Consider the following 20,431-nt stretch of genomic DNA (forward strand, 5'->3'; position numbering starts at 1 on the left):
TGAGACTAGCATCCGCCTCGCATCTAAGAAGCAAACAAAACGACCGGGGAGGAATGCATGAAACGCGGACTGTTCGGCCTGTTGCTGCTGATCGCGTCGCCCGCGCTCGCGCAGCAACCGGTCCCAAGCATAGGCTTCGATTCCGTCCCCAATCCGCTTCACCTGCCACGCAACGTGTATTTCGGCGAAGCTTCAGGCGTCGCCGTCAATTCCAAAGGCCATGTTTTCGTGCTCTCGCGCGGCAACACGTCAGGGCCGGCTTACGCGGCGGCTGCGGCGCAGCTCCTCGAGTTCGATGCCAATGGCGATTTCATCGGCGAGATCGGCAAGAACCTTTATGCCTGGTCGTTCGCCCACACCGTGAAAGTCGATCCCGCCGACAACATCTGGGTCACCGACAAGGGCTCGGACATGGTGATCAAATTCGATCCCGACGGCCGGGTCCTGATGGTGTTCGGCCGCAAGCAGGAGGCCTCCGACGAAGAGACCGGACCGCTCAAGCATCCCAAGCCGCCTCTGCCCGCCGAGGACGGCCGATTTCGGCAAGTCACCGACGTCGCCTTCGACAGGGACGGCGATACCTTCATCAGCGACGGTTACATCAATTCTCGCGTCGCCAAGGTCGACAAGGATGGCAACTGGCTGAAGTCCTGGGGCGATCGCGGCAAGGAGCCCGGCCAGTTCAATACGCCGCACTCGATAGCAACCGACGCCCAGGGCAATGTCTATGTCGCCGATCGCGGCAATCGGCGCATCCAGGTGTTCGATGGTGAGGGAAAATTCCTCCGCCAGATCACCATCGACATGCCGGTGCCATCGGACGCCAGACCAGCCATCGGCAAGATACCCGATGAAGCCATGATCGCAGGCGGCACGTTCGCGCCGGGCTCGCCGTGGGCCATTTGCATCACGCCGCCGCCGAACCAGGTGCTGTATTCTTCCGATGCCTGGCCCGGCCGTATCTACAAGCTTTCTCTCGACGGCAAGGTGCTCGGCGTGCTCGGCCAGTCCGGCAAACAACTCAAGCAGTTCGGCTGGATTCACGCGATGGCATGTCCATCGGAGAATGTGCTCTACGTCGCGGAGCTGCTGAACTGGCGGGTGCAGAAGCTGATCTTGAAGCCATCGCCTAACGACACTCACGAATAGGGATTGATCAACTTCTGCTGCTCGGCCGAGTGGTGCACCAGCATGTCGATGAAGGTTCTCACCTTCGCCGACAGATGATGCCGGTGCGGGTAAACCGCGCTCATCGAAAGCTCCACCGGTCGATATTCCGGCAAGAGCCGAACCAGACGACCTGCCTCGAGGTCGTCGTGCACGAGAAAGCCCGCCGCAAGGCAAATGCCGACGCCCTGCAGCGCGACGATCCGCAAGGCTTCGCCGCTATTGGTGACAAGGCTGCCCGCCACCCGCACCTTTGCCGGCGCGCCCTTGCGGTCCGCGAACTGCCACTCGTCGCCAAAAGGATACATCAGGTGGCGAATGCAGTTGTGCCTGGCGAGGTCGGACAATTGTTCCGGCCTATTGTGCTTTTCGAGATAGCCGTGGGAGCAGCAGAGCACATGCCGCCACGTGGCGAGATTGCGCACGATCAGGCTCGAATCGGGCGGGGGCGTCATCCGCAGCGCGACATCGACACCCTCTTCGATCAAATCGACGTTGGACTCGCCCATGCGAAGATCAACCTTCACTTCCGGATAGGTCGCGAGAAACTCGCCGATAACAGGCGCGATGAAGGGCACCATGTGGGTTGCGCTATGCACGCGCAGTGTGCCGCGCGGCGTCGATTGCAGGGCGCTGGCGATATCGTCGGCCTGTTCGAGGTCGGCTAGGATTTGCGTGGCACGGTCGTAATAAGCGCGGCCGACTTCGGTCAGGCTCACTTTGCGCGTGGTGCGGTTGAGCAGCCGCACGCCGAGGCGCTCCTCCAGCGCCTGCACGTGATTGCTCACCATGGTGGTCGACATGTTCAGTTTGCGTCCGGCCGCCGAAAATCCGCCGCTGTCGACAACCCCGACGAAGGTGGTGAGGCTCGTGAGCCGGTCCATCGGTGTTCTCTGATTGTATTCTTCTGCTGGATAATGCTTCCAGTTTTTAGGAGATTATCAGACCGGAGAGAACATTGCATCTTGCTCGCCGTGAGACAGCGGCCAGTCCTTAGGCCGTTGTCCGAAGGGTTTTGGAGGGTGTCATGTCGGCCGTTTCTTATGTCTCTGAAGGAAAAGGGAAAACCCGCCTTCGCCTGTCCCGGTCGGCGATCAAGCGGACTGGCCTGATCCTGGCATTGACGCTCGGTACCGCCGCCGCGGCCGACCTCGGTTATGGCTATCTCACCACCGGCCGCTATCTGGAGACGACCGACGACGCCTATGTCAAAGCCGATTCGACGATCGTGGCGCCGAAGGTGTCCGGCTATATCGCGCGGGTTGCGGTCTCCGATAATGAACCGGTGAAGGCCGGCCAACTCCTTGCCCGTATCGACGACCGCGACTTCAAGGCCGCGCTGGACCAGGCGCAGGCGGATGTTGCGGCGTCTGAGGCCGCCGTGCGCAACCTCGATGCGCAGATCGAGTTGCAACAACCGATCATTCAGCAGCAGACGGCCGAGGTCGAAGCCGCCGACGCCAATCTGAAGTTCGCCGAGCAGGAGCGCACGCGTTACGACGACCTGATGAAGACCGGCGCCGGCACGGTGCAACGCGCGCAGCAGACCGACGCCGCGTTGCGCGCCAGTGCTGCGCAATTGCAGCAGGGCAAGGCCGCGCTGACCGCGGCCAACAAGAAGCTCGAAGTGCTGTCGACCGAACGCGCCAAGGCGGTCGCGCAGCTTGCCCACGCCCGCGCGGTGGAGCAGCAGGCGGCGCTCAATCTCTCCTACACGCGGATTACCGCGCCGGTCGACGGCACTGTCGGCGCGCGCTCGTTGCGCGTCGGCCAATATGTGCAGGCGGGAACCCAGTTGATGGCGGTCGTGCCGCTCGACGCGGTCTATGTAGTGGCGAATTTCAAGGAAACCCAGCTCACCTACGTGCGCGACGGCCAGCCCGTTGAGCTGCGGATCGACAGCTTCCCCGGCCACAAGCTGCGTGGTCATGTCGACAGCCTGTCACCCGCGAGCGGTCTCGAATTCGCGCTGCTGCCGCCCGACAACGCCACCGGCAATTTCACCAAGGTCGTGCAGCGCGTGCCCGTGAAGATCGTGCTCGATGATCACAGCCTGACCGGATTGTTGCGCCCCGGCATGTCGGCCGAGCCGACCGTCGACACCAAGGCGACCGTGCTCGCCGAGCGCGAGCGGCATAGCCAGCTTGCCGCAAATCCCGTCTCCGTCCGCCACGGCAGCTAGCGGGTGCGCGAGGGTCGAGATCTTCAAGTCCCGCCGGATAGTCCTTCGCGCTTTCCTCCAATTATCGAACTCCCTGCTTCAATGCATCTTCCTCGCCAAGACGAGAGGAGACATCCATGACTGCGCTCCGAGCCGCCCTCGGGCCCACGGACAACACCAGTGAAGTCCGGACCTCGACCGCAGCGCCGCCGACCGCTCCGAGCGTCTCCGCAAAGACCTGGATCGCCGTATTGGGCGCAACGCTGGGCGCGTTCATGGCGGTGCTCAACATCCAGATCGTCAATGCGTCGCTGGCGGACATCCAGGGCGCGATCGGCGCTGGCATCGACGATGGCGGCTGGATCTCGACCTCTTATCTGATCGCCGAGATCGTGGTGATCCCCTTGAGCGGCTGGCTCGCCCAGGTGTTCTCGATCCGCGTCTATCTCTTGACCAACGCCGTGCTGTTCCTGGCGTTTTCCGCGGCCTGCGCGCTGGCGCAGGACCTGCCGCAGATGATCGCCATCCGCGCGTTGCAAGGCTTCAGCGGCGGCGTGCTGATCCCGATGGCTTTCACGCTGATCATTACGCTCTTGCCGAAGGCAAAACAGCCGATTGGCCTCGCCCTTTTCGCGCTCTCGGCGACCTTTGCTCCGGCGATCGGCCCCACCATCGGCGGCTATCTCACCGAGAACTGGGGTTGGCAATATATCTTCTATGTCAATCTGGCCCCGGGCGCGTTGATGGCCGGCATGCTCTATGTCTCGCTGGAGGCCAAGCCGATGAAGTTGCATCTGCTGCGCGAAGGCGACTGGCCGGGCATCATCACCATGGCGATCGGCCTTGCCGCGCTGCAGACCGTGCTCGAAGAAGGCAACAAGGACGACTGGTTCGGCTCGCCCTTTATCGTCCGCCTGTCGGTGATCGCAGCGGTCGCGCTGATGCTGTTTCTGGCGATCGAGCTGACGACCAGGAAACCGCTGCTCAACTTGCGCCTGTTGTTCCGCCGCAATTTCGGCTTCGGCATTCTTGCCAATTTCCTGCTCGGCGTCGCGCTCTACGGTTCGGTCTTCATCCTGCCGCAATATCTGTCGCGCGTTCAGGGCTACAATGCCGAGCAGATCGGCATGGTGCTGGCCTGGACCGGCCTGCCGCAGCTCGCGCTGATTCCGCTGGTGCCGCGGCTAATGCAGCGGCTCGACCCGCGCATTCTGATCGCCGTCGGTTTCGCGCTGTTCGCCGCCTCCAACTTCATGAACATTTATATGACGGCCGACTATGCGACCGATCAGCTCTTCTGGCCCAATGTGGTGCGCGCGATCGGCCAGGCGCTGGCGATGACGCCGCTGTCGGCGGTCGCGACCGCCGGCATCGAGGCCGAGAACGCTGGTTCCGCATCGGGCCTGTTCAACATGATGCGGAACCTCGGCGGTGCGGTCGGCATCGCGCTGCTGCAGACTTTCCTCACCAAGCGCGAACAGTATCATTCCAACGTGCTGACCCAATCGGTCTCGCTGCTCGAACCGGCCACCCGCAATCGGCTGGATCAGCTCACGCATTATTTCATGAGCCACGGCATCGCCAACCCTGCCGATGCGCTCAATCGTGCCTACGTCGCGATCGGCCACGTCGTGCAGAAGCAGGCGTTCATCCTGGCCTTCAGCGACACCTTCTATCTGCTCGGTGCCGGGCTGATCGTCGCGCTGATCGCGGGCCTTTTGCTCAAGAAGCCGGATCACATGCAATCCGGCGGCGCTCATTAAGCCATCACAGCAAGGAGAGACCGTCATGAAGCCTCGAATGGACTTTTACAAAGCCGCGCCCGAAACCATCGATGCTCTCGTCGCACTCGAGAAGAAGGTGCAATCCAGCGGCATCGAGCAGTCGCTGATCGAACTGGTCAAGACCCGCGCATCCCAGATCAATGGCTGCGCCTTCTGCATCAACATGCACACCCAGGACGCGCGCAAGCACGGCGAGACCGAGCAGCGGCTCTATCTTTTGAACGCCTGGCGCGAAGCACCCGCCTATAGCGAGCGCGAACGCGCGGCGCTCGCCTGGACCGAAGCGCTGACGCTGATTTCCGAGACCCACGCGCCGGACGACGTCTACGCGCAGGTCCGCGCGCAGTTCTCGGAAGCCGAGACGGTCAATCTCACGATGCTGGTCGCAACCATCAACGCCTGGAACAGGCTGGCGATCTCCTTCCGCGCGATGCCGCCGGTGAAGGCGAAGGCAGTGAGCGCGGCGTAACGAGTCGCGGAAACTGTTCGTTCCTATTCAATTGTCAAACAGCGGGTGGCGTCATTGCTGTGCGATGACGAGAAGGCGTGGCTCCGCATTCTCGCGGCGCTGTTCGCGCCCGAGCTTTGCCAGCGATCACCCTCTCGAAGATCAAAGAGGGCGCAGGGAATGCCGGGTGCTGGCTGCACCCATGGCCCCCGCGCGAAAAAAGTGCGCGGGGCGTTGACCACAGGTTCAGCCGAGACGACCCGGCATTCCCCGCACAGTGGTTTTACGGCTTACTCCGCGCTCTCCCCGGTGAACCAGGCGTTGTTGTCACCGTCGTCCGCGAGGTGCGGTCACGCATCTTCGCGAAACTTAGCGCCAGCCATGGGGCGCCAGGACCACGCGGCTTCGCCGTCCGCGCTGGTGCCGCACGTCCATCGGCACCAACGCGTCCACCGCATCCCGCACTCAACGTCCGTGACGACGCGTACGCCCCTCAGCGAGGCGGGACGGATGCAGTAATCATTGATTTCGGAAAAAAAGAAAGCGAAATATTTTTGCGCCAATATCTTGAACGCCTCGACGAGCTTGATTCCGCTAAAAGAATTTCAATTTACGCGCAGGAAAATTCGCGGCCGAAAGCTGCATCCAGGCGAGGTGCTAATCTTACTGCGTCACAAGCGGCTCTATCCCCTTATCCTGAGGAGCTTGCGCAGCAAGCGTCTCGAAGGATAAGGCCGGTCTCGGGTCCTCATGGTTCGAGGCGGCGCTTTCGCGCCTCCTCACCATGAGGGTTTACTGGCGCAGTAAGACTAAAGCGCGATGGGATTAGGTCGAATCGCCATCGCTTTAGATTCTTGTTTTGAGCATGATCTTTTCGGAAAATCCGCTTCACACCTTTCCGGATCATGCTCTAAGGCAAAACTGAACTGATTTGCGCAGCTACAGCATACGCCGATCAAGCTGCAGAGCCGGACGAGTGCCTTCAATCAGGCCCGTCATTGCTGTGCATGTTCACTAATTCGCTGATCGAATGGTTTGAGTCTGGGCGGCGGCGAAGTCCTTTGGGGTCTTGCCGCCGAGGGCCTGATGAGGTCTGAAGTTGTTGTAGTAGATCAGGTACTCGAACAGTTCATTGGCGAAGTGCTCAAGGTTATCGAAGGTGGCGCCCTCGATGACGTCATCGTCCAGGGTTCGCCAGAACCGCTCGACCTTGCCATTGGTCTGCGGCCGGTAGGGCCTGGTGTAGCGGTGCTTGATGCCGAGCTCGATCAGCATGGCTTCGAAGGGGTGCTCCTCCGGTTTATTGCGGGAGGCGAACTCGGCCCCGTTATCAGAGAGGATCTCGGCGAACTGGACCCCATAGGTGACGCTCAGGGTGTTGATCATCTTCAGGGCCTTGAACATGACCGGCAGCGCCTTTTTCGAGGTCAGGACTTCGGCCCAGGCCAGGCGTGAGCAACTGTCGAGCAGGCTGATGATGAAGGCAGGGCTTGGCGGCGGCACCAGGAACATGTCGCGCGGCAGTTGGTGCAGGTCAATATGGCCGAGTTCCCCGATCTTGTCCTTGATAATGCGGCGTTTCTCCTCACGCATCGCCGGGGTGCGGCGGTTCAGCTCGTGGCGCTTTAGGACGCGATAGATGGTCGATGGCGAGGGTACCGTATCGCGCTGTTCACGCAAGGCGGCATGGATCTCGTAGCGGTTCATGCCGCGCTTGCGGCAGGCGACGATCTCCGCCTCAATGCCTTCCGGCTGGCGGCGTTCGCGCCATTTCGGCCCGCGGCGCTGCGGCAGCAGGTCGGCCTCCGCGCCGCTGCGCAGGTAGCGGTTATAGTACTTCCGGAACGTCTGCGAGCACGTGCCGTGGTGGCGGTAGAAATCCCCGACCCGCCGGAATGTCGCCGATCGCCCCGCTTTCACTTCCTCATACTCTGCGATCAAGAACCGCCACTTCTGAATGTAATTCCGTTCAATCGTCCGGTCGAAGCTGTTGTCGCGCATCGAATCCCCCCTGCGGGCTGGATTCGATCAGCGAATTAGTGAACATGCACAATTGCGAGGAGCGAAAGCGACGAAGCAATCGAGACCGCGTCCGCGGAGAAAGTTCTGGATTGCTTCGCGTCGCTCGCAACGACGGCGGAGGTCGGCGTGCCCCCGATCCGCTCAGCTCGGCGAATGCGCTAGCAGTTCTGCAAGCCGCTTGTCAGATCAGCGAGTGCAACGTCCTGACCGCGGCCTCGCGGCATTCCACGGGAACAAACAGATTCACCGAATGCGGCGACAGGAGATATTTGTCGACGGTGATCCCATCCTGTTGCAGAATCTGAATTGCCCTAAATGGCAAGTCTGACGATACGCCGCCGAAGCAGGTGAGGCTCACCGAGCTCAAGGTCTCGCGCTGTTTGCGCAGGTCCTTGCTGCCTTCCAGCGTGCGCAGCAAAGTATCGAGCGACTCAGGATCGCAGGTCATCATGATGCGCGTTTTTCCGCCGGAAAAAGCCGAGGCGAGGAGCTGCGGCCAAGACAAGCCGTTTTGCTTGAGATGCTCGGCGAATTTCGCAAAGCCCTGATTGAGATCGGCCGAATCGATCTCGACATGCTCGATGCGAGCCAACGAGTTGACGGCCAGCACTTTTCCGCTTTCCATCCCGGCGACCTCCTTCATAACTTCGGTGCTGTGTTCGGCGGCGCCCCATTTTTTGACGGTCAAAACTACATCTTGGCTTTGCGCCAACTCGACGCTGCGAAAATGCAGGACCTTGGCGCCCCAAAAACACATCTCGGATAAGGACGCAAAATCAAGCCGACGCAAGAGTCTTGCATTCGCCACGATTCGCGGATCGGCCGAACAAACCCCGTCGACATCTTTGATGATTTCACAGCAGTCGGCCTTTAGCGCGGCCGCCATGGCGACCGCCGTGGTATCGCTGCCGCCCCGTCCCAGGGTGGTGATTTCCTTGGTTACGGGATTCACGCCCTGAAAGCCCGCCAACACGACGACGCGTCCGCGGTCGAGTTCTTCGCGCACGCGAACGGGGCGCACATCCAGAATGCGCGCGGAGGAATGCGAGTCATCGGTCATCACTCCGGCTTGACTGCCGGTAAAGCTGATGGCCGGCACTCCAAGATCGGAGAGCGCCATGCTCATGAGCGACATGCTGATGCGCTCGCCCGTGGTCAGCAACATATCGAGTTCACGGCGATTGGGATGCGGGCTGACCTGATAGGCCATCTTGATCAGTTCGTCGGTGGTCCGTCCCATCGCGGAAACGATCGCCACGACACGATGACCGCGGCTGTGCAAATCGGCGAGAGCGCTCGCGACCGCGCGGATTTTTGCCGGTGTTTCAAGGCAGGCGCCGCCGTATTTTTGCACGATGATGGAACTGTTCCGCATTCTGCTTAGTCGGTCGGAAATCGCCTCCCTGTTCGTCCAACCGCCGGCGCTCCCGCCAGAGCGAGCAGCAGCGGCTTGTGAGATCGCTGGCCGCTTCAACCTTGTAGCACGGTCCGCATCATATCGGATGTGTGCTTGAACGGATCAGATCGTTCTCACCTTCGACGACCTTGCCGTTTTTGGACGTTTGCCAGCGCCGCGGTCGTCCCGCACAGCCAGCCGCTTGTGCTTCTTCGTCGCCGACGCAACGTGTTGCAGCTTTGTCCCGCCGCGGTGGGAGGCATATTCCTTGCCGTCGATCGGCGCCACATGCGGCGGGTCTCTATCAAGGTACGGCCGCCCGATTCCAAACTCACTCCCGTGGGCATCGATCCATTTCCAAAGAGCCTCAGTGGAGATCCAGCGCTCCGCCCGCGTGCCGCCCTTGACGCTGACGATATCGGCCGCAAGCCCGTGGCCATAGCCGCCGCGCAAGCTTCCGCCATGATACGACCTGTTCGTCGCCGCCGTCAGACCGCTTGCAATCGATTGGCGGTAATCATCGCGGAATGCACTGGTGATGCCAGGCGACAGGCCGGCCTGCTCCGCCGCGTAAAGCGCGTGAAAGAGCCTTAGCTTGAAGCTCCGATCCATGCCTCCGATCACGTAATCCATCATGGGCATGCCGGCTCGTTCGGCCGCCTTCGGATCCTTCCACGTGAAGTCCTCGTCGACAAGCTTGATAAAGGTCTTGGTGACGGTCACAAGTTTGCGCTTTTTCTTGACCGTCACTTTCCTTCGCTCTTCCACCTTGATGGTGTCCTCTTTGGGCGTGCGCTCGTAGAGCGCCCACAGGTATCGATCGATGCAGGCGTCCCCTGCCAGGCACTCATCAAGAATTCCGCTGGAACTCGCCGCCTCCTTGTCGCCAGGCACCGGATCGGACGTGGCTGCCGTCGCCACCTGCACCGGCGGTGTTTCCGGCGGCGGCAGCGACGATGACGTGGTCAATGCACCCTGGGCGATCGATTCCGGCTCATCCGAGGTCGCCGTCGCGTCGGCGGACGTCCCCGCAACCGGTTCGGCGACTGTCGTCCGGGCGTCGCCAGCAGCGGCATTGCCGATCGCGGCTGCCCGCGGTTCGTCAGGAGGCTTCGCATCAGCCATGAGAGAAGAGGCACGGCGGTCCATGACGGGCGCTGCGCCGGTATTCTCGGGTCCGCCCGAACCGAAGCCAGCGAGCCAGGCAACAACCGACCCCGCGAGAACGACCGTTCCGCACAACGCCGGCGCTACTACCGCAAATCGCCGCGGGTTCATATCGCAGCCTCCACCTGAGCCGGATTGCACAGCCAAGCATGCGACGCCGCTGCAGGTTCGCGTCAGGATATGGCCGCGCAATGGCGAAAACCGCAGGCCGCCAATTTTTCGAAAGAATGTTGCCCTAATGCAACGAGCCGCCGCAAGCGGTTTGTCGTGCTTCCGGCGGGTGTGCGATGTCCGGTTTACGACCGGAAGCGAAGACTGCTCTTCGCCGACAGGCTGTGAGCTAACGGCCCCGAGCCAGGTCAGTCTGCCAGCGTAGCGAGCACATAGTCGGCCCGCTCTTGCACAGGAGCCTTCGGCAATACGCGTATTTCATAGCCCAACGCGGGATAGATAGCAGCCAGCCGAGAGCATTCCTCCATGGCCTCTGCGAGGCTGTGGCGCCGTTCGCGGTCAGTCACGTAGATGTCTGGCCATGGCGGCGTAAAGAACACGCGTTTGTTATACCGATGGATCCTTCCCAGGATCTCGGTCATCGCTTCTCCCGTCAGATGCTGAAGCGCGGCCGCAGCATCGATCAAACCTCGGTCGAAAAATACCCAGTTTGACGATGTCATGGCGGCAGCACGATCCGCCAACGACAGCTCGATTGCGCGACGGGCGAACGCAGCAGGATCAACCCAAGGCAGCGCTGTCCCATGCCCTGCCAATTCCTCGCTGACGATTCGGCGTCCTGGTTCTTCGACGGTCACATAGCCACGCCGCCGCAGTTCGGCCAGCAAGGCCGATTTCCCGCCGCCCGAGCAACCTGAAATCGTAACGAACCTCTCCATTCGTGCCCTACTCTCGTTAATTGTTACTGATCTCACGCGGACTTCGGGAGGTAAGCGAAGCATGGAAAGATCGCGAATCGACTACCGACTGGCGGCTTTGCTCCGCTTGTCCCCGAGCTGGACGTGCTCGACTTACGAAAGAGTAAGGCCTTTTGGTGCGATGTTCTCGGTTTTTCAAATTGCCTATCAGCGACGTAAGAACGGCTTCATGTATATCGAGCTGCAAGGATCGCAGGTCATGCTGAAGCAACGAAATGGCATGGGAAACCGGGGGCCTGCAGCCCCCACTTGGGCGCGGGATCAACTTCCAGATGTTCGTTCTCTCGGTAGAGCCTTTGCTCGACGCGCTCAGCAATGCAAACTGGCCACTCTTTAGGCCGTGTCATGATGCCTGGTATCGCATTGCAGGAGAGGAGCGCGGCAACAGGCAATTCCTGGTGCAGGATCCCGACGGTTATCTCCTGCGCTTCGCACAGAATTTGGGAACGAGATAGCCTCGTCCGAGCGGCGCCTTCCGAGCGACGGCGTAAGACGAGAGGGTCCGTCAGAGAATCACACCGCGGTCGCCCGCGCGAACTCGATGTAGATCTCGCGCAGTCGGTTCGTCATCGGTCCCGGCTTGCCGTCGCCGACCGGCTTGCCATCGATTGAGACCACCGGCTGCACGAACAGGCTGGCGCTGGTCGCGAAAGCTTCCTTCGCGGCGAGCGCTTCTGGGATCGAAAACGGCCGCTCCTCGATCCGCAACTGGCGCTCCTCCGCGAGCTTCACCACCGCTTTTCGCGTGCAGCCGGGCAGAATCTCGTTGCTGTTGTGCCGCGTCACCAGCACATCGTCCTGCGTCAGGATGAACGCCGAAGACGAGCCGCCCTCGGTCACCATGCCGTCCTCGATCATCCAGGCTTCGCCCGCGCCGGCCTCGGCCGCGGCCTGCTTGGCAAGCACCTGCGCGAGCAACGCAACACTCTTGATGTCGCGCCGCTCCCAGCGGATATCGGGCACGGTGATCACGGCAATGCCGGTCTTGGCGGAAGGCGCGTTGACGATATCCTTGACCGAGGTGAACATGATCAGCGTCGGCTTGACGCCCTTGGGAAAGGCAAAATCGCGGCCCTTGTCCGCGCCGCGCGTCACCTCGAGATAGACCATACCGCTTTCGAGCTTGTTGCGCGCGATCAGCTCCTTCTGGATCTCTTCGATCCGCTCCAAACTCTCGGGCAACTCGAGCGCGATTTCGCCGACCGAGCGCTGCAGCCGCGCCAAATGCGAAGCGTTGTCGACGAGCTTGCCACCCAGCACGGCCGAGACCTCGTAAATGCCGTCGGCGAACAGGAAGCCGCGGTCGAGTATCGACACTTTGGCCTCCGAGAGCGGCACGAACGATCCGTTGACGTAAGCGATCGGGTCCAAGCGAGTGTCTCCTGTGGGGAGCGGAGTTGGTTGTGACGATAACGTATAGGACAATCGTCAATGCCGATAAACCCTTGGACGCCGATAAACCTTCTCGCCGTCATTCCGAGGCGATGCGACAGCATCGAACCCGGAATCTCGAGATTCCGGGTTCGCTCGCTCCGCGAGCGCCCCGGAATGACGGCGGGAGGTGGCAGAGGCTAATGCGACAGGATCTTCGACAAAAATTTCTGCGCGCGGTCACTGCGGGGCTTGCCGAAGAAATCCGCCTTCGGCGTGTCCTCCACGATCTCGCCCTGGTCCATGAAGATCACGCGATGCGCGACCTTGCTGGCAAAGCCCATTTCGTGGGTCACGACCATCATCGTCATGCCCTCGCGCGCGAGATCCACCATGACGTCCAGGACCTCGCTGATCATTTCGGGGTCGAGCGCCGAGGTCGGCTCGTCGAACAGCATCGCGATCGGGTCCATGGCGAGCGCGCGCGCAATGGCGACGCGCTGTTGCTGGCCGCCGGAAAGCTCGGCCGGGTATTTGCGGGCATGGGTCTTAAGGCCGACGCGCTCGAGCAGCTTCATCGCCTTGGCCGCGGCTTCCTCATGCGAGCGGCCGAGCACCTTCTCCTGCGCGAGGCAAAGATTGTCGATGATCCGCAAATGCGGAAACAGCTCGAAGTGCTGGAACACCATGCCGACCCGGGCGCGCAGCTTCGGCAGGTTGGTCTTGGGATCGGTGAGGCTGATGCCGTCGATGATGATCTTGCCCTGCTGGAACGGCTCCAGCGCGTTGACGCATTTGATCAGGGTCGATTTGCCCGAGCCGGACGGACCGCAGACCACCACGACCTCGCCCCTGGCCACGGAGGTGGTGCAATCCTTCAGCGCCTGGAACAGCGGGCCGTACCATTTGCTGACGTGGCTGATCTCGATCATGCGACCTCGGCTTAGCGAACAATGGCGATGCGCGCCTGCAGGCGGCGGACGCCGAAGGACGCGACACAGGAAATGACGAAATAGACCAGCGCCGCGAACAGATACATTTCCACCAGTCGCCCGTCGCGCTGCCCGACGATGCTCGCCGCTCCCAGAAAGTCCGGGATCGACACCACATAGACCAATGAGGTGTCCTGGAACAGCACGATGGTCTGCGTGAGCAGCACCGGCAGCATGTTGCGGAAGGCCTGCGGCAGCACGACGTAACGCATGGTCTGGCCGTAGGTCAGGCCCAAGGCCTGCGCCGCCGCCGGCTGTCCCCTCGAAATCGACTGGATGCCGGCGCGCATGATCTCGGAGTAATAGGCCGCCTCGAACATGATGAAGGTAATGAGCGAGGAGGCAAAGGCACCCACCTTGATCGGCCGCGCCGCGCCGGTCAGCCATTGTCCGATATAGGGCACCAGGAAATAGAACCAGAAGATCACCAGCACCAGCGGCAGCGAGCGTATCAGATCGACATAGAGCGCGGCGATGCGGGACAACAGCCGGAAACCGGATAGCCGCAGCAGCGCGATCAACGTTCCCAAGATGATTCCGCCGAGCGCCGAGAGCGCGGTCAGCGTCAGGGTAAAGACCATGCCCTCGCGGAACAGATAGGGCAGCGCGCGGCCGATGACGTCGAAATCGAAATTGCCGAACATGCTCATTTCCCCGCGATGTAGCCGGGGATCGCGACACGGCGCTCGATGATGCGCATCGCGGTGACGACGACGATATTGATCAGGAGGTACATCACGGTCGCGGCGGTGAAGGCCTCGAACACCTGGAAGGAAAATTCCTGCATCGAGCGCGCTTCGCCGGTCAGCTCCAACAGGCCGATCGTGATGGCAACCGCCGTGTTCTTGATGGTGTTGAGAAACTCCGAGGTGAGCGGCGGCAGAATGATGCGGTAGGCGATCGGCAGCAGCACGTAAGTGTAGGTCTGCGCCGTGGTGAGCCCGAGCGCGGTCGCGGCATGCTTCTGCCCGCGCGGCAGCGCGCCGATGCTCGCCCGCACCTGCTCGGCGACGCGCGCCGACATGAACAGGCCGATGCCGATCGCGGCCGTATAGAACGGCGCATGCGGAAGCTGCTTCAGCCACAGGCCCCAGGCGTGCGGCAGCAGTTCCGGCAGCACGAAGAACCACAGGAAAATCTGCACCAGAAGCGGCATGTTGCGGAAGAATTCGACATAGGCGAAGCCGAACCAGGAGGCCGCTTTCGACGGCAGCGTGCGCATCACGCCGACGACCGAGCCGAAGAGGAGCGCAATCACCCAGGCGCAAAGCGAGGTCTCGATGGTCAGCCACAGCCCCGACAGCAGCATGTCGAGATAGGTGCCTCCACCGGTCGGATTCGGTTCAAGGAAGATGTGCCAGTTCCAGTGATAGTTCACGGGAGCTTTCCGCTTGAGGGGCTCAGCTAGCCCCGTCCAGGTTCACCTCTCCCCAGCGGGGAGAGGTCGGATTGCGGAGCAATCCGGGTCAGGGGCCGCAGTTCTCGGTCGAGATCGTAACCCCTCACCCGCATCGCATCTTTCGATGCGCTCCAACCTCTCCCTGCGGAAGAGGTAAAAGCTTCGGCGCCGCCCATGTGATAGCGCGGCATCACGTGAGCAGCCGCCGTCCCCTCATCGGGCCTACTCCACCCGGTAGGAAGCCGGGTCCGGCGAATCCGACGGCTTGGCGAATTCAGCCTTCAGCTCCGGCGACATCGGCGTGTTCAGGTTCAAGCCCTTGGGCGGAATCTTCGACATGAACCATTTGTCATAGAGCTTCTCGCCTTCGCCGCTGGTGTAGACCGCGGCCACCGCGGCATCGACCACCTTCTTGAACGCCGGATCGTCCTTGCGCAGCATAATGCCGTAAGGCTCGGGCGTGGAGAACGCGTCCTTGGAAATCGCGTAACTCGCAGGATCTTTCGATGAGGCGACCAGGCTCGCCAGCAGAATGTCGTCCATCACGAACGCGACGGCGCGATCCGTCTCCACCATCAGAAACGCCTCGGCATGGTCCTTGGCCGGAATGATGTTGGCGCCAAGCTTGCGCGCGGCGTTGGCCTCGGTGAGCTGCTTGATGTTGGTGGTGCCGGCGGTCGAGACCACCGACTTGCCTTTCAGGTCATCGATCGACTTGAGATTGCTCGACTTCTTGAACACATAGCGGCTCGCCGTGAGGAAATGCGTGTAGGTGAACGCGACCTGCTTCTGGCGCTCGGCATTGTTGGTGGTCGAGCCGCATTCGAGATCGATGGTGCCGTTGGCGAGCAGCGGGATGCGGTTCGACGAGGTCACCGGCTCGAGCTTGACGTCGAGCTTGTCGAGCTTGAGGTCCTTCTTCACGGCATCCACGATCCGGTAGCAGATGTCCATGGCGAAGCCGATCGGCTTCTGGTTGTCGTCGAGATAGGAGAACGGGATCGAGGACTCACGATAGCCAAGCGTGATCGTGCCGGTGTCCTTGATGTTCTTCAGCGTGCCCGTCAGCTCCTCGGCCCTGGCGGAGCCGGCGCAAAATGCGGCCGCGACCGCGAGGGCAACGATATCCAAACGCTTCATGGTAACTCCCCCTTCTTGGATTGGCGGAATGCTTGCACAAACCGGGCCAGAATAGAAATGTGACTTTCGGCGGGTCAGGCCCCCAAAGCATCCGCGGACGTCCGCCGGATCGTCAGCAGCGCGAACAGGCTCAAGATGGCAATACCGGTGAGGTAGTAGCCGGGGGCGAGATCGCCGATCAGTGCAAAGCTGCCGAGCCAGGTCATGGTCGCCGGCCCCATGCCGCCGAACAGGGTGACGCCGATATTGTAGCTGAGGCCAAGCCCGGTCGCCCGCGTGCCGGGCGGAAACAGTTCCGACATCAGCGCCGCCAGCGGCCCGTAATAGAGCCCCTTCAGGATACCGAGCCATAGCACCCCGATGACGACGAGGGCGGGCGTCGGATGCCCCGTCAGCAGCAGGAAGGTCGGGAAGATGAAGGCGAGGAGCAGCGCGCCGCAGGTGATCATGTGCGTGGTGCGTCCGATCCGGTCGGAGACGGCGCCGGCGATCGGCGACAGCAGCATGACCGCGGTCTGTCCGGCGAACGCCGCAATGAAGCCGACCGACGGCGGCAGATTGAGCGTCTTCACCACATAGATCGGCATGAAGACGATGAGGTAATTGACCGCGGTCGAGACCGCGAGCGCGCCGATCGCGAGGATGACGCGCAGCTTCCGCTTCTTGAGGACTTCGCCGACCGGGGAGCCATGCTTGGCCGGGCCTTGCGCCGGCGGCTCATCGATGTGGTTGCGGATATAGATGCCGACCGGCCCGATCAGGACGCCGAACAGGAACGGAATGCGCCAGCCCCACGCCTGCAAATCGGCAGGCGTCAGCGCCGCCGTCAACAGCGCGCCGAAGCCGGCGCCGAGCAGGCCGCTCAGGCCTTGGCTCGCAAACTGCCAGCTTGCGACGAATCCGCGCCGATGCGGCATATGCTCGACCAGGAAGGCGGTCGAGGAGCCGAACTCGCCGCCGGTGGAAAAGCCCTGCACCAGGCGGGCGAGAATGACCGCGAGCGGCGCCAGCACGCCGATGGTCGCAAAGGTCGGCATCAGCGCGACCGCCAGCGTGCCGAACGTCATCATCACGATCGAAACCATCAGCGAAGCCTTGCGGCCGTGACGGTCGGCATAGGCGCCGAGCATGACGCCGCCGATCGGGCGGATCAGGAACGACAGGCCGAACGTGCCGAAGGTCAGCAGCAGCGAGGTGGTGGGATCGTCGGCCGGGAAGAAGGCCTTGGAGATATAGACCGCGAAGTAGCCATAGATGGCGATGTCGAACCACTCGAGCGCATTGCCGATGGAGGTTGCGACGATGAGCCTGGCAACGTTCTTCTCGCGGCCTGCATCGCACGCGACGTCGGCCGCGTCGGCTTGAGCCAGCGCCATCTCAATGGCCTTTTCCGAGCGGGCGCGGCATCTCGCCGAGATCCCAGAACAGGCCGGCCATGATGCCGAGCGCCTCCTCGGTCACCGAGAGTAGAATGTGCTCGTCGGGCGCATGCTGCGAACAACCGGGGTAGGAATGCGGCACCCAGAGCGTCGGCAGGCCGAGCGTATCGGAAAATACGTCATTAGGCAGCGAGCCGCCGAAATTCGGCAGCACGGCCGCCGGCTTTCCCGAAGTCTTCTGGATCGAATCCGCCGCCCATCTGATCCAGGGACTGTCGAAGTCGGTCCGCGACGCGGCAAAGCGCTGCGCGCCCGAGACCTCGATCATCGGAAAGCCGTGCCCGTGCAGATGGGCGCGAATGGCTTCGATCAGATCATCGATCCTGGTCCCGACCACAAAGCGGAGCTGCAGCACCGCGCGCGCGCGTCCCGGAATGGCGTTGGCGGGATTGTCGACATTGCCCGCCGAGATCGCCAGCACTTCGAGCGTATTCCAGGCATAGAGCCGCTCGGCCGCGGAAAGCCCGTCCTCGCCCCAGTTCTCCGACAGCGCCGGCTCATCCGCCGTGGGCTCGACCTTGACGTCGGCGAGCCATTGCCGGATCTGGTTGGAGAGGCGCGGCGGCTTGAGCTGTTCCATTAACAGCCGCCCGCGGCCGTCGACCAGCGTCGCGATCGCACCAGCGAGGATCGTCGCGGGATTGGCGAGCACGCCGCCCCAATTGCCGGAGTGATGCGCGCCTTCGCGCAAGTTGACGTCGAGGTGGATGCGATAGCCGCCGCGGCAGCCGAGAAACAGCGTCGGGCGATCCGCCGACAGCCGCGGCCCGTCCGACGCGATCAAGAGGTCGGCCTTCAATTCGTCGCGCAAGGAGGCGCAGACCTTGCCGAGATCGGGGGAGGCAATCTCCTCGCCCATCTCGATGATGAACTTGGCATTGAAGCCGAGCTTGCCGCCACGCGCCTGCCGCACCGCCCGCAAGGCCGCGAGATTGATTGAGTGCTGGCCCTTGTTGTCGGCGGTACCGCGGCCATAGACGCGGTTACCGACCTGTGTCGTCGCCCAAGGGTTCAAGCCGTCGCGCCATGCGCCGACCATGCCGTCGACGACGTCGCCGTGGCCGTAGATCAGCACGGTCGGCGCGGACGCATCTTCCCGATGCGATGCGACCAGGAAGGGCGACTTGCCGCTGGGGGATTCGACGACCCGGCTGTCGAAGTCGAGCGCGGCAAAGGCCGGCTTGAGTTCGTCTTCCAGATACGCCCGCAGCACGTCGCTGCGCGCGGCATTCTGGCTTTCGGTCTTGTAGGCCACCCTGCGATCGAGTTCGCGCAAAAATTCGCCGGAGCGGAGCTGCTCTCGCGCATGTGCGATGGCGTCGTTTCTGGTCATGTCGTCCTTCGTCAACTACTTTGCCGACACCGCATCGATACACGGCGGCGCCCGTTAGTGGCAATTCCCGTGCCAGATTTGTGTTGCCAAAGCGAGCCCCGATGTAACAATTTCAGCGGCGCTCCCGCGTTTCGGTTCCCTGATCTGTCATGCCCAAAGAAATCCGGCTCAATGCCTTTGCCATGAACTGTGTCGCGCATCAGTCGCCGGGACTGTGGACGCATCCGCGCGATCGCACGGCCGAGTACAATCGCCTGCCTTATTGGCTTGATCTGGCGAAGACGCTGGAGCGCGGCCGTTTCGACGGCCTGTTTCTGGCCGACGTGCTCGGCGTCTATGACGTCTACGGCAACAGCCCCGATGCCGCGCTGCGCAATGCCACGCAGACGCCGGCGAACGAACCGCTGCTCCTGGTCTCGGCGATGGCCGCGGTAACCAAAAATCTTGGTTTCGGCGTCACCAGCAATCTTTCCTTCGAGCCGCCCTACCCGTTTGCACGGCGGATGTCGACGCTCGACCATCTGACCGAGGGCCGGATCGGTTGGAACGTCGTCACCGGCTATCTCGACAGCGCCGCGCGCGGCGCGGGCAAAGACCGGCAGACCGCGCATGACGACCGCTACGACATCGCCGACGAATACATGGAGGTGGTCTACAAGCTCTGGGGAAGGAAGCTGGGAAGATGACGCCGTGCTGCGCGACCGTATCAACGGCATCTTCACCGATCCCTCCAAAGTGCATCGCGTCACGCATGAGGGCAGGAACTACCGGCTCAATGCGATCCACCTGAGCGAGCCGTCGCCGCAGCGCACGCCCGTGCTATACCAGGCCGGCACCTCGCCGCGCGGACGCCAATTCGCGGCGCAGCACGCCGAATGCGTGTTCATGTCGGGCCCCTCGGCCAAGGTGATCGCGCCGCGGGTGAAAGCAATCCGCGAATTGGCCGCGGCGCAGGGACGCAAGCCCACGGACATCCTGATGTTCAGCATGTTCACGGTGATCCTTGGAGAGACCGAGGCGAAAGCCAAGGCGAAATACGAGGACTATCGGCGGCATATCAGCCCCGAGGGGGCGCTGACGCTGATGTCGGGCTGGACCGGTGTCGACTTCTCGACCTACGCGCTCGACCAGCAAGTGCGCCATGTCACCAACGATGCGGGTCGCACGGCCATGGACAACATTACGCGCGCCGATCCGGATCGCGTGTGGACGGTGCGCGAGGTCGCCGAGCATGTCGGCATCGGCGGCATCGGGCCTGTCTTCGTCGGCACGCCCGACAAAGTCGCCGACGACATCGAGGCCTGGTTCGAAACGACCGATGTCGATGGACTCAACATGCCCTTTGCGGTCTCGCCCGGCGACTTCGACGATATCGCGGACATGCTGGTGCCGGAATTGACCCGGCGCGGGCGCTACAAGCGCGCTTATGCGGAAGGCACGTTACGCGAAAAATTGTTCGGTGCGGGACGTGCGCGGCTGGCCGCGCCCCATCCTGCGGCGCAGTATCGGCCGAAGGTGGCGGGGTGATCACGACGCTGCCAGTTCCGTTATCCTGTGAGGTGCTCGCGATAGCGAGCCTCGAAGGATGAACGGCCTCGCTGCAGCGGCCAGGCCGTCCTTCGAGACGGCCGCTATCGCGGCCTCCTCAGGATGACGGGGGAAAGCTGAGCTGTTTCGCTCGGG

At 62.3% G+C, this 20,431-nt stretch carries 16 protein-coding genes and 1 pseudogene; 5 read left to right on the forward strand and 12 right to left on the reverse strand.

Annotation, left to right across the window (positions count from 1 at the left end):
- The first annotated feature begins 57 nt into the window (after nucleotides 1-57).
- Entirely contained in the window at nucleotides 58-1,149 is a 1,092-nt protein-coding gene (locus tag P6U23_RS36375; RefSeq protein ID WP_407177091.1) for a peptidyl-alpha-hydroxyglycine alpha-amidating lyase family protein, read from the forward strand.
- Here P6U23_RS36375 and P6U23_RS36380 read toward each other — a convergent pair.
- Complete coding sequence (locus P6U23_RS36380) at nucleotides 1,140-2,051, reverse strand: LysR family transcriptional regulator (RefSeq protein WP_407177092.1); 912 nt, start codon at nucleotides 2,049-2,051, stop codon at nucleotides 1,140-1,142. The genes P6U23_RS36375 and P6U23_RS36380 overlap by 10 nt on opposite strands.
- Nucleotides 2,052-2,194: 143 nt before the next feature.
- On the opposite strand from P6U23_RS36380, the gene P6U23_RS36385 reads away from it, so the two are divergent.
- The 3 genes from P6U23_RS36385 (at nucleotide 2,195) to P6U23_RS36395 (ending at nucleotide 5,581) form a co-directional block, all read left to right on the forward strand.
- Entirely contained in the window at nucleotides 2,195-3,349 is a 1,155-nt protein-coding gene (locus tag P6U23_RS36385) for an HlyD family secretion protein (protein WP_407177093.1), read from the forward strand.
- A 116-nt stretch (nucleotides 3,350-3,465) separates the two neighbouring features.
- The gene (locus P6U23_RS36390) at nucleotides 3,466-5,091 is read left to right on the forward strand and encodes an MDR family MFS transporter (RefSeq protein WP_407177094.1); all 1,626 of its coding nucleotides are present in this window, start codon (nucleotides 3,466-3,468) and stop codon (nucleotides 5,089-5,091) included.
- A gap of 25 nt (nucleotides 5,092-5,116) precedes the next feature.
- Nucleotides 5,117-5,581 carry a carboxymuconolactone decarboxylase family protein gene (locus tag P6U23_RS36395; protein ID WP_407177095.1) on the forward strand — a complete coding sequence of 155 codons (465 nt, stop codon included), beginning with the start codon at nucleotides 5,117-5,119 and terminating at the stop codon, nucleotides 5,579-5,581.
- A gap of 993 nt (nucleotides 5,582-6,574) precedes the next feature.
- Here P6U23_RS36395 and P6U23_RS36400 read toward each other — a convergent pair.
- The 11 genes from P6U23_RS36400 to P6U23_RS36450 all read right to left on the reverse strand — a co-directional run bounded on the left by P6U23_RS36400 (nucleotide 6,575) and on the right by P6U23_RS36450 (nucleotide 18,748).
- Complete coding sequence (locus P6U23_RS36400) at nucleotides 6,575-7,561, reverse strand: integrase core domain-containing protein (protein ID WP_407176980.1); 987 nt, start codon at nucleotides 7,559-7,561, stop codon at nucleotides 6,575-6,577.
- A 202-nt stretch (nucleotides 7,562-7,763) separates the two neighbouring features.
- Entirely contained in the window at nucleotides 7,764-9,056 is a 1,293-nt protein-coding gene (locus tag P6U23_RS36405) for an aspartate kinase (RefSeq protein WP_407177096.1), read from the reverse strand.
- A gap of 45 nt (nucleotides 9,057-9,101) precedes the next feature.
- A complete protein-coding gene (locus tag P6U23_RS36410) occupies nucleotides 9,102-10,256 on the reverse strand; it encodes a peptidase M15 (protein ID WP_407177097.1) in 1,155 nt (384 codons plus the stop codon).
- Between the two features lie 248 nt (nucleotides 10,257-10,504).
- Complete coding sequence (locus P6U23_RS36415; protein ID WP_407177098.1) at nucleotides 10,505-11,035, reverse strand: AAA family ATPase; 531 nt, start codon at nucleotides 11,033-11,035, stop codon at nucleotides 10,505-10,507.
- Between the two features lie 552 nt (nucleotides 11,036-11,587).
- On the reverse strand, nucleotides 11,588-12,445 hold the full coding sequence (locus tag P6U23_RS36420) for a D-amino-acid transaminase (protein WP_407177099.1): 858 nt from the start codon (nucleotides 12,443-12,445) through the stop codon (nucleotides 11,588-11,590).
- Between the two features lie 200 nt (nucleotides 12,446-12,645).
- Nucleotides 12,646-13,377, reverse strand: a complete 732-nt coding sequence (locus tag P6U23_RS36425; protein ID WP_407177100.1) for an amino acid ABC transporter ATP-binding protein — start codon at nucleotides 13,375-13,377, stop codon at nucleotides 12,646-12,648.
- A gap of 11 nt (nucleotides 13,378-13,388) precedes the next feature.
- Nucleotides 13,389-14,081: an amino acid ABC transporter permease gene (locus P6U23_RS36430; protein WP_407177101.1), complete on the reverse strand. Its 693-nt coding sequence runs from the start codon at nucleotides 14,079-14,081 to the stop codon at nucleotides 13,389-13,391.
- Nucleotides 14,082-14,083: 2 nt separating this feature from the next.
- Nucleotides 14,084-14,815, reverse strand: a complete 732-nt coding sequence (locus tag P6U23_RS36435; RefSeq protein ID WP_407177102.1) for an amino acid ABC transporter permease — start codon at nucleotides 14,813-14,815, stop codon at nucleotides 14,084-14,086.
- 243 nt (nucleotides 14,816-15,058) lie between these two features.
- Nucleotides 15,059-15,976: an amino acid ABC transporter substrate-binding protein gene (locus tag P6U23_RS36440; RefSeq protein ID WP_407177103.1), complete on the reverse strand. Its 918-nt coding sequence runs from the start codon at nucleotides 15,974-15,976 to the stop codon at nucleotides 15,059-15,061.
- Nucleotides 15,977-16,050: 74 nt separating this feature from the next.
- Nucleotides 16,051-17,352, reverse strand: a complete 1,302-nt coding sequence (locus P6U23_RS36445; RefSeq protein ID WP_407177104.1) for an MFS transporter — start codon at nucleotides 17,350-17,352, stop codon at nucleotides 16,051-16,053.
- 1 nt (nucleotide 17,353) lies between these two features.
- Complete coding sequence (locus P6U23_RS36450; RefSeq protein WP_407177105.1) at nucleotides 17,354-18,748, reverse strand: M20 family metallopeptidase; 1,395 nt, start codon at nucleotides 18,746-18,748, stop codon at nucleotides 17,354-17,356.
- A 149-nt stretch (nucleotides 18,749-18,897) separates the two neighbouring features.
- Here P6U23_RS36450 and P6U23_RS36455 point away from each other — a divergent pair.
- Nucleotides 18,898-20,275 (forward strand): annotated as a pseudogene (locus tag P6U23_RS36455) (LLM class flavin-dependent oxidoreductase).
- Nucleotides 20,276-20,431 lie beyond the last annotated feature (156 nt).

Origin of the sequence: Bradyrhizobium sp. STM 3562, assembly GCF_045571435.1 — a bacterium.
Lineage (GTDB): Bacteria > Pseudomonadota > Alphaproteobacteria > Rhizobiales > Xanthobacteraceae > Bradyrhizobium.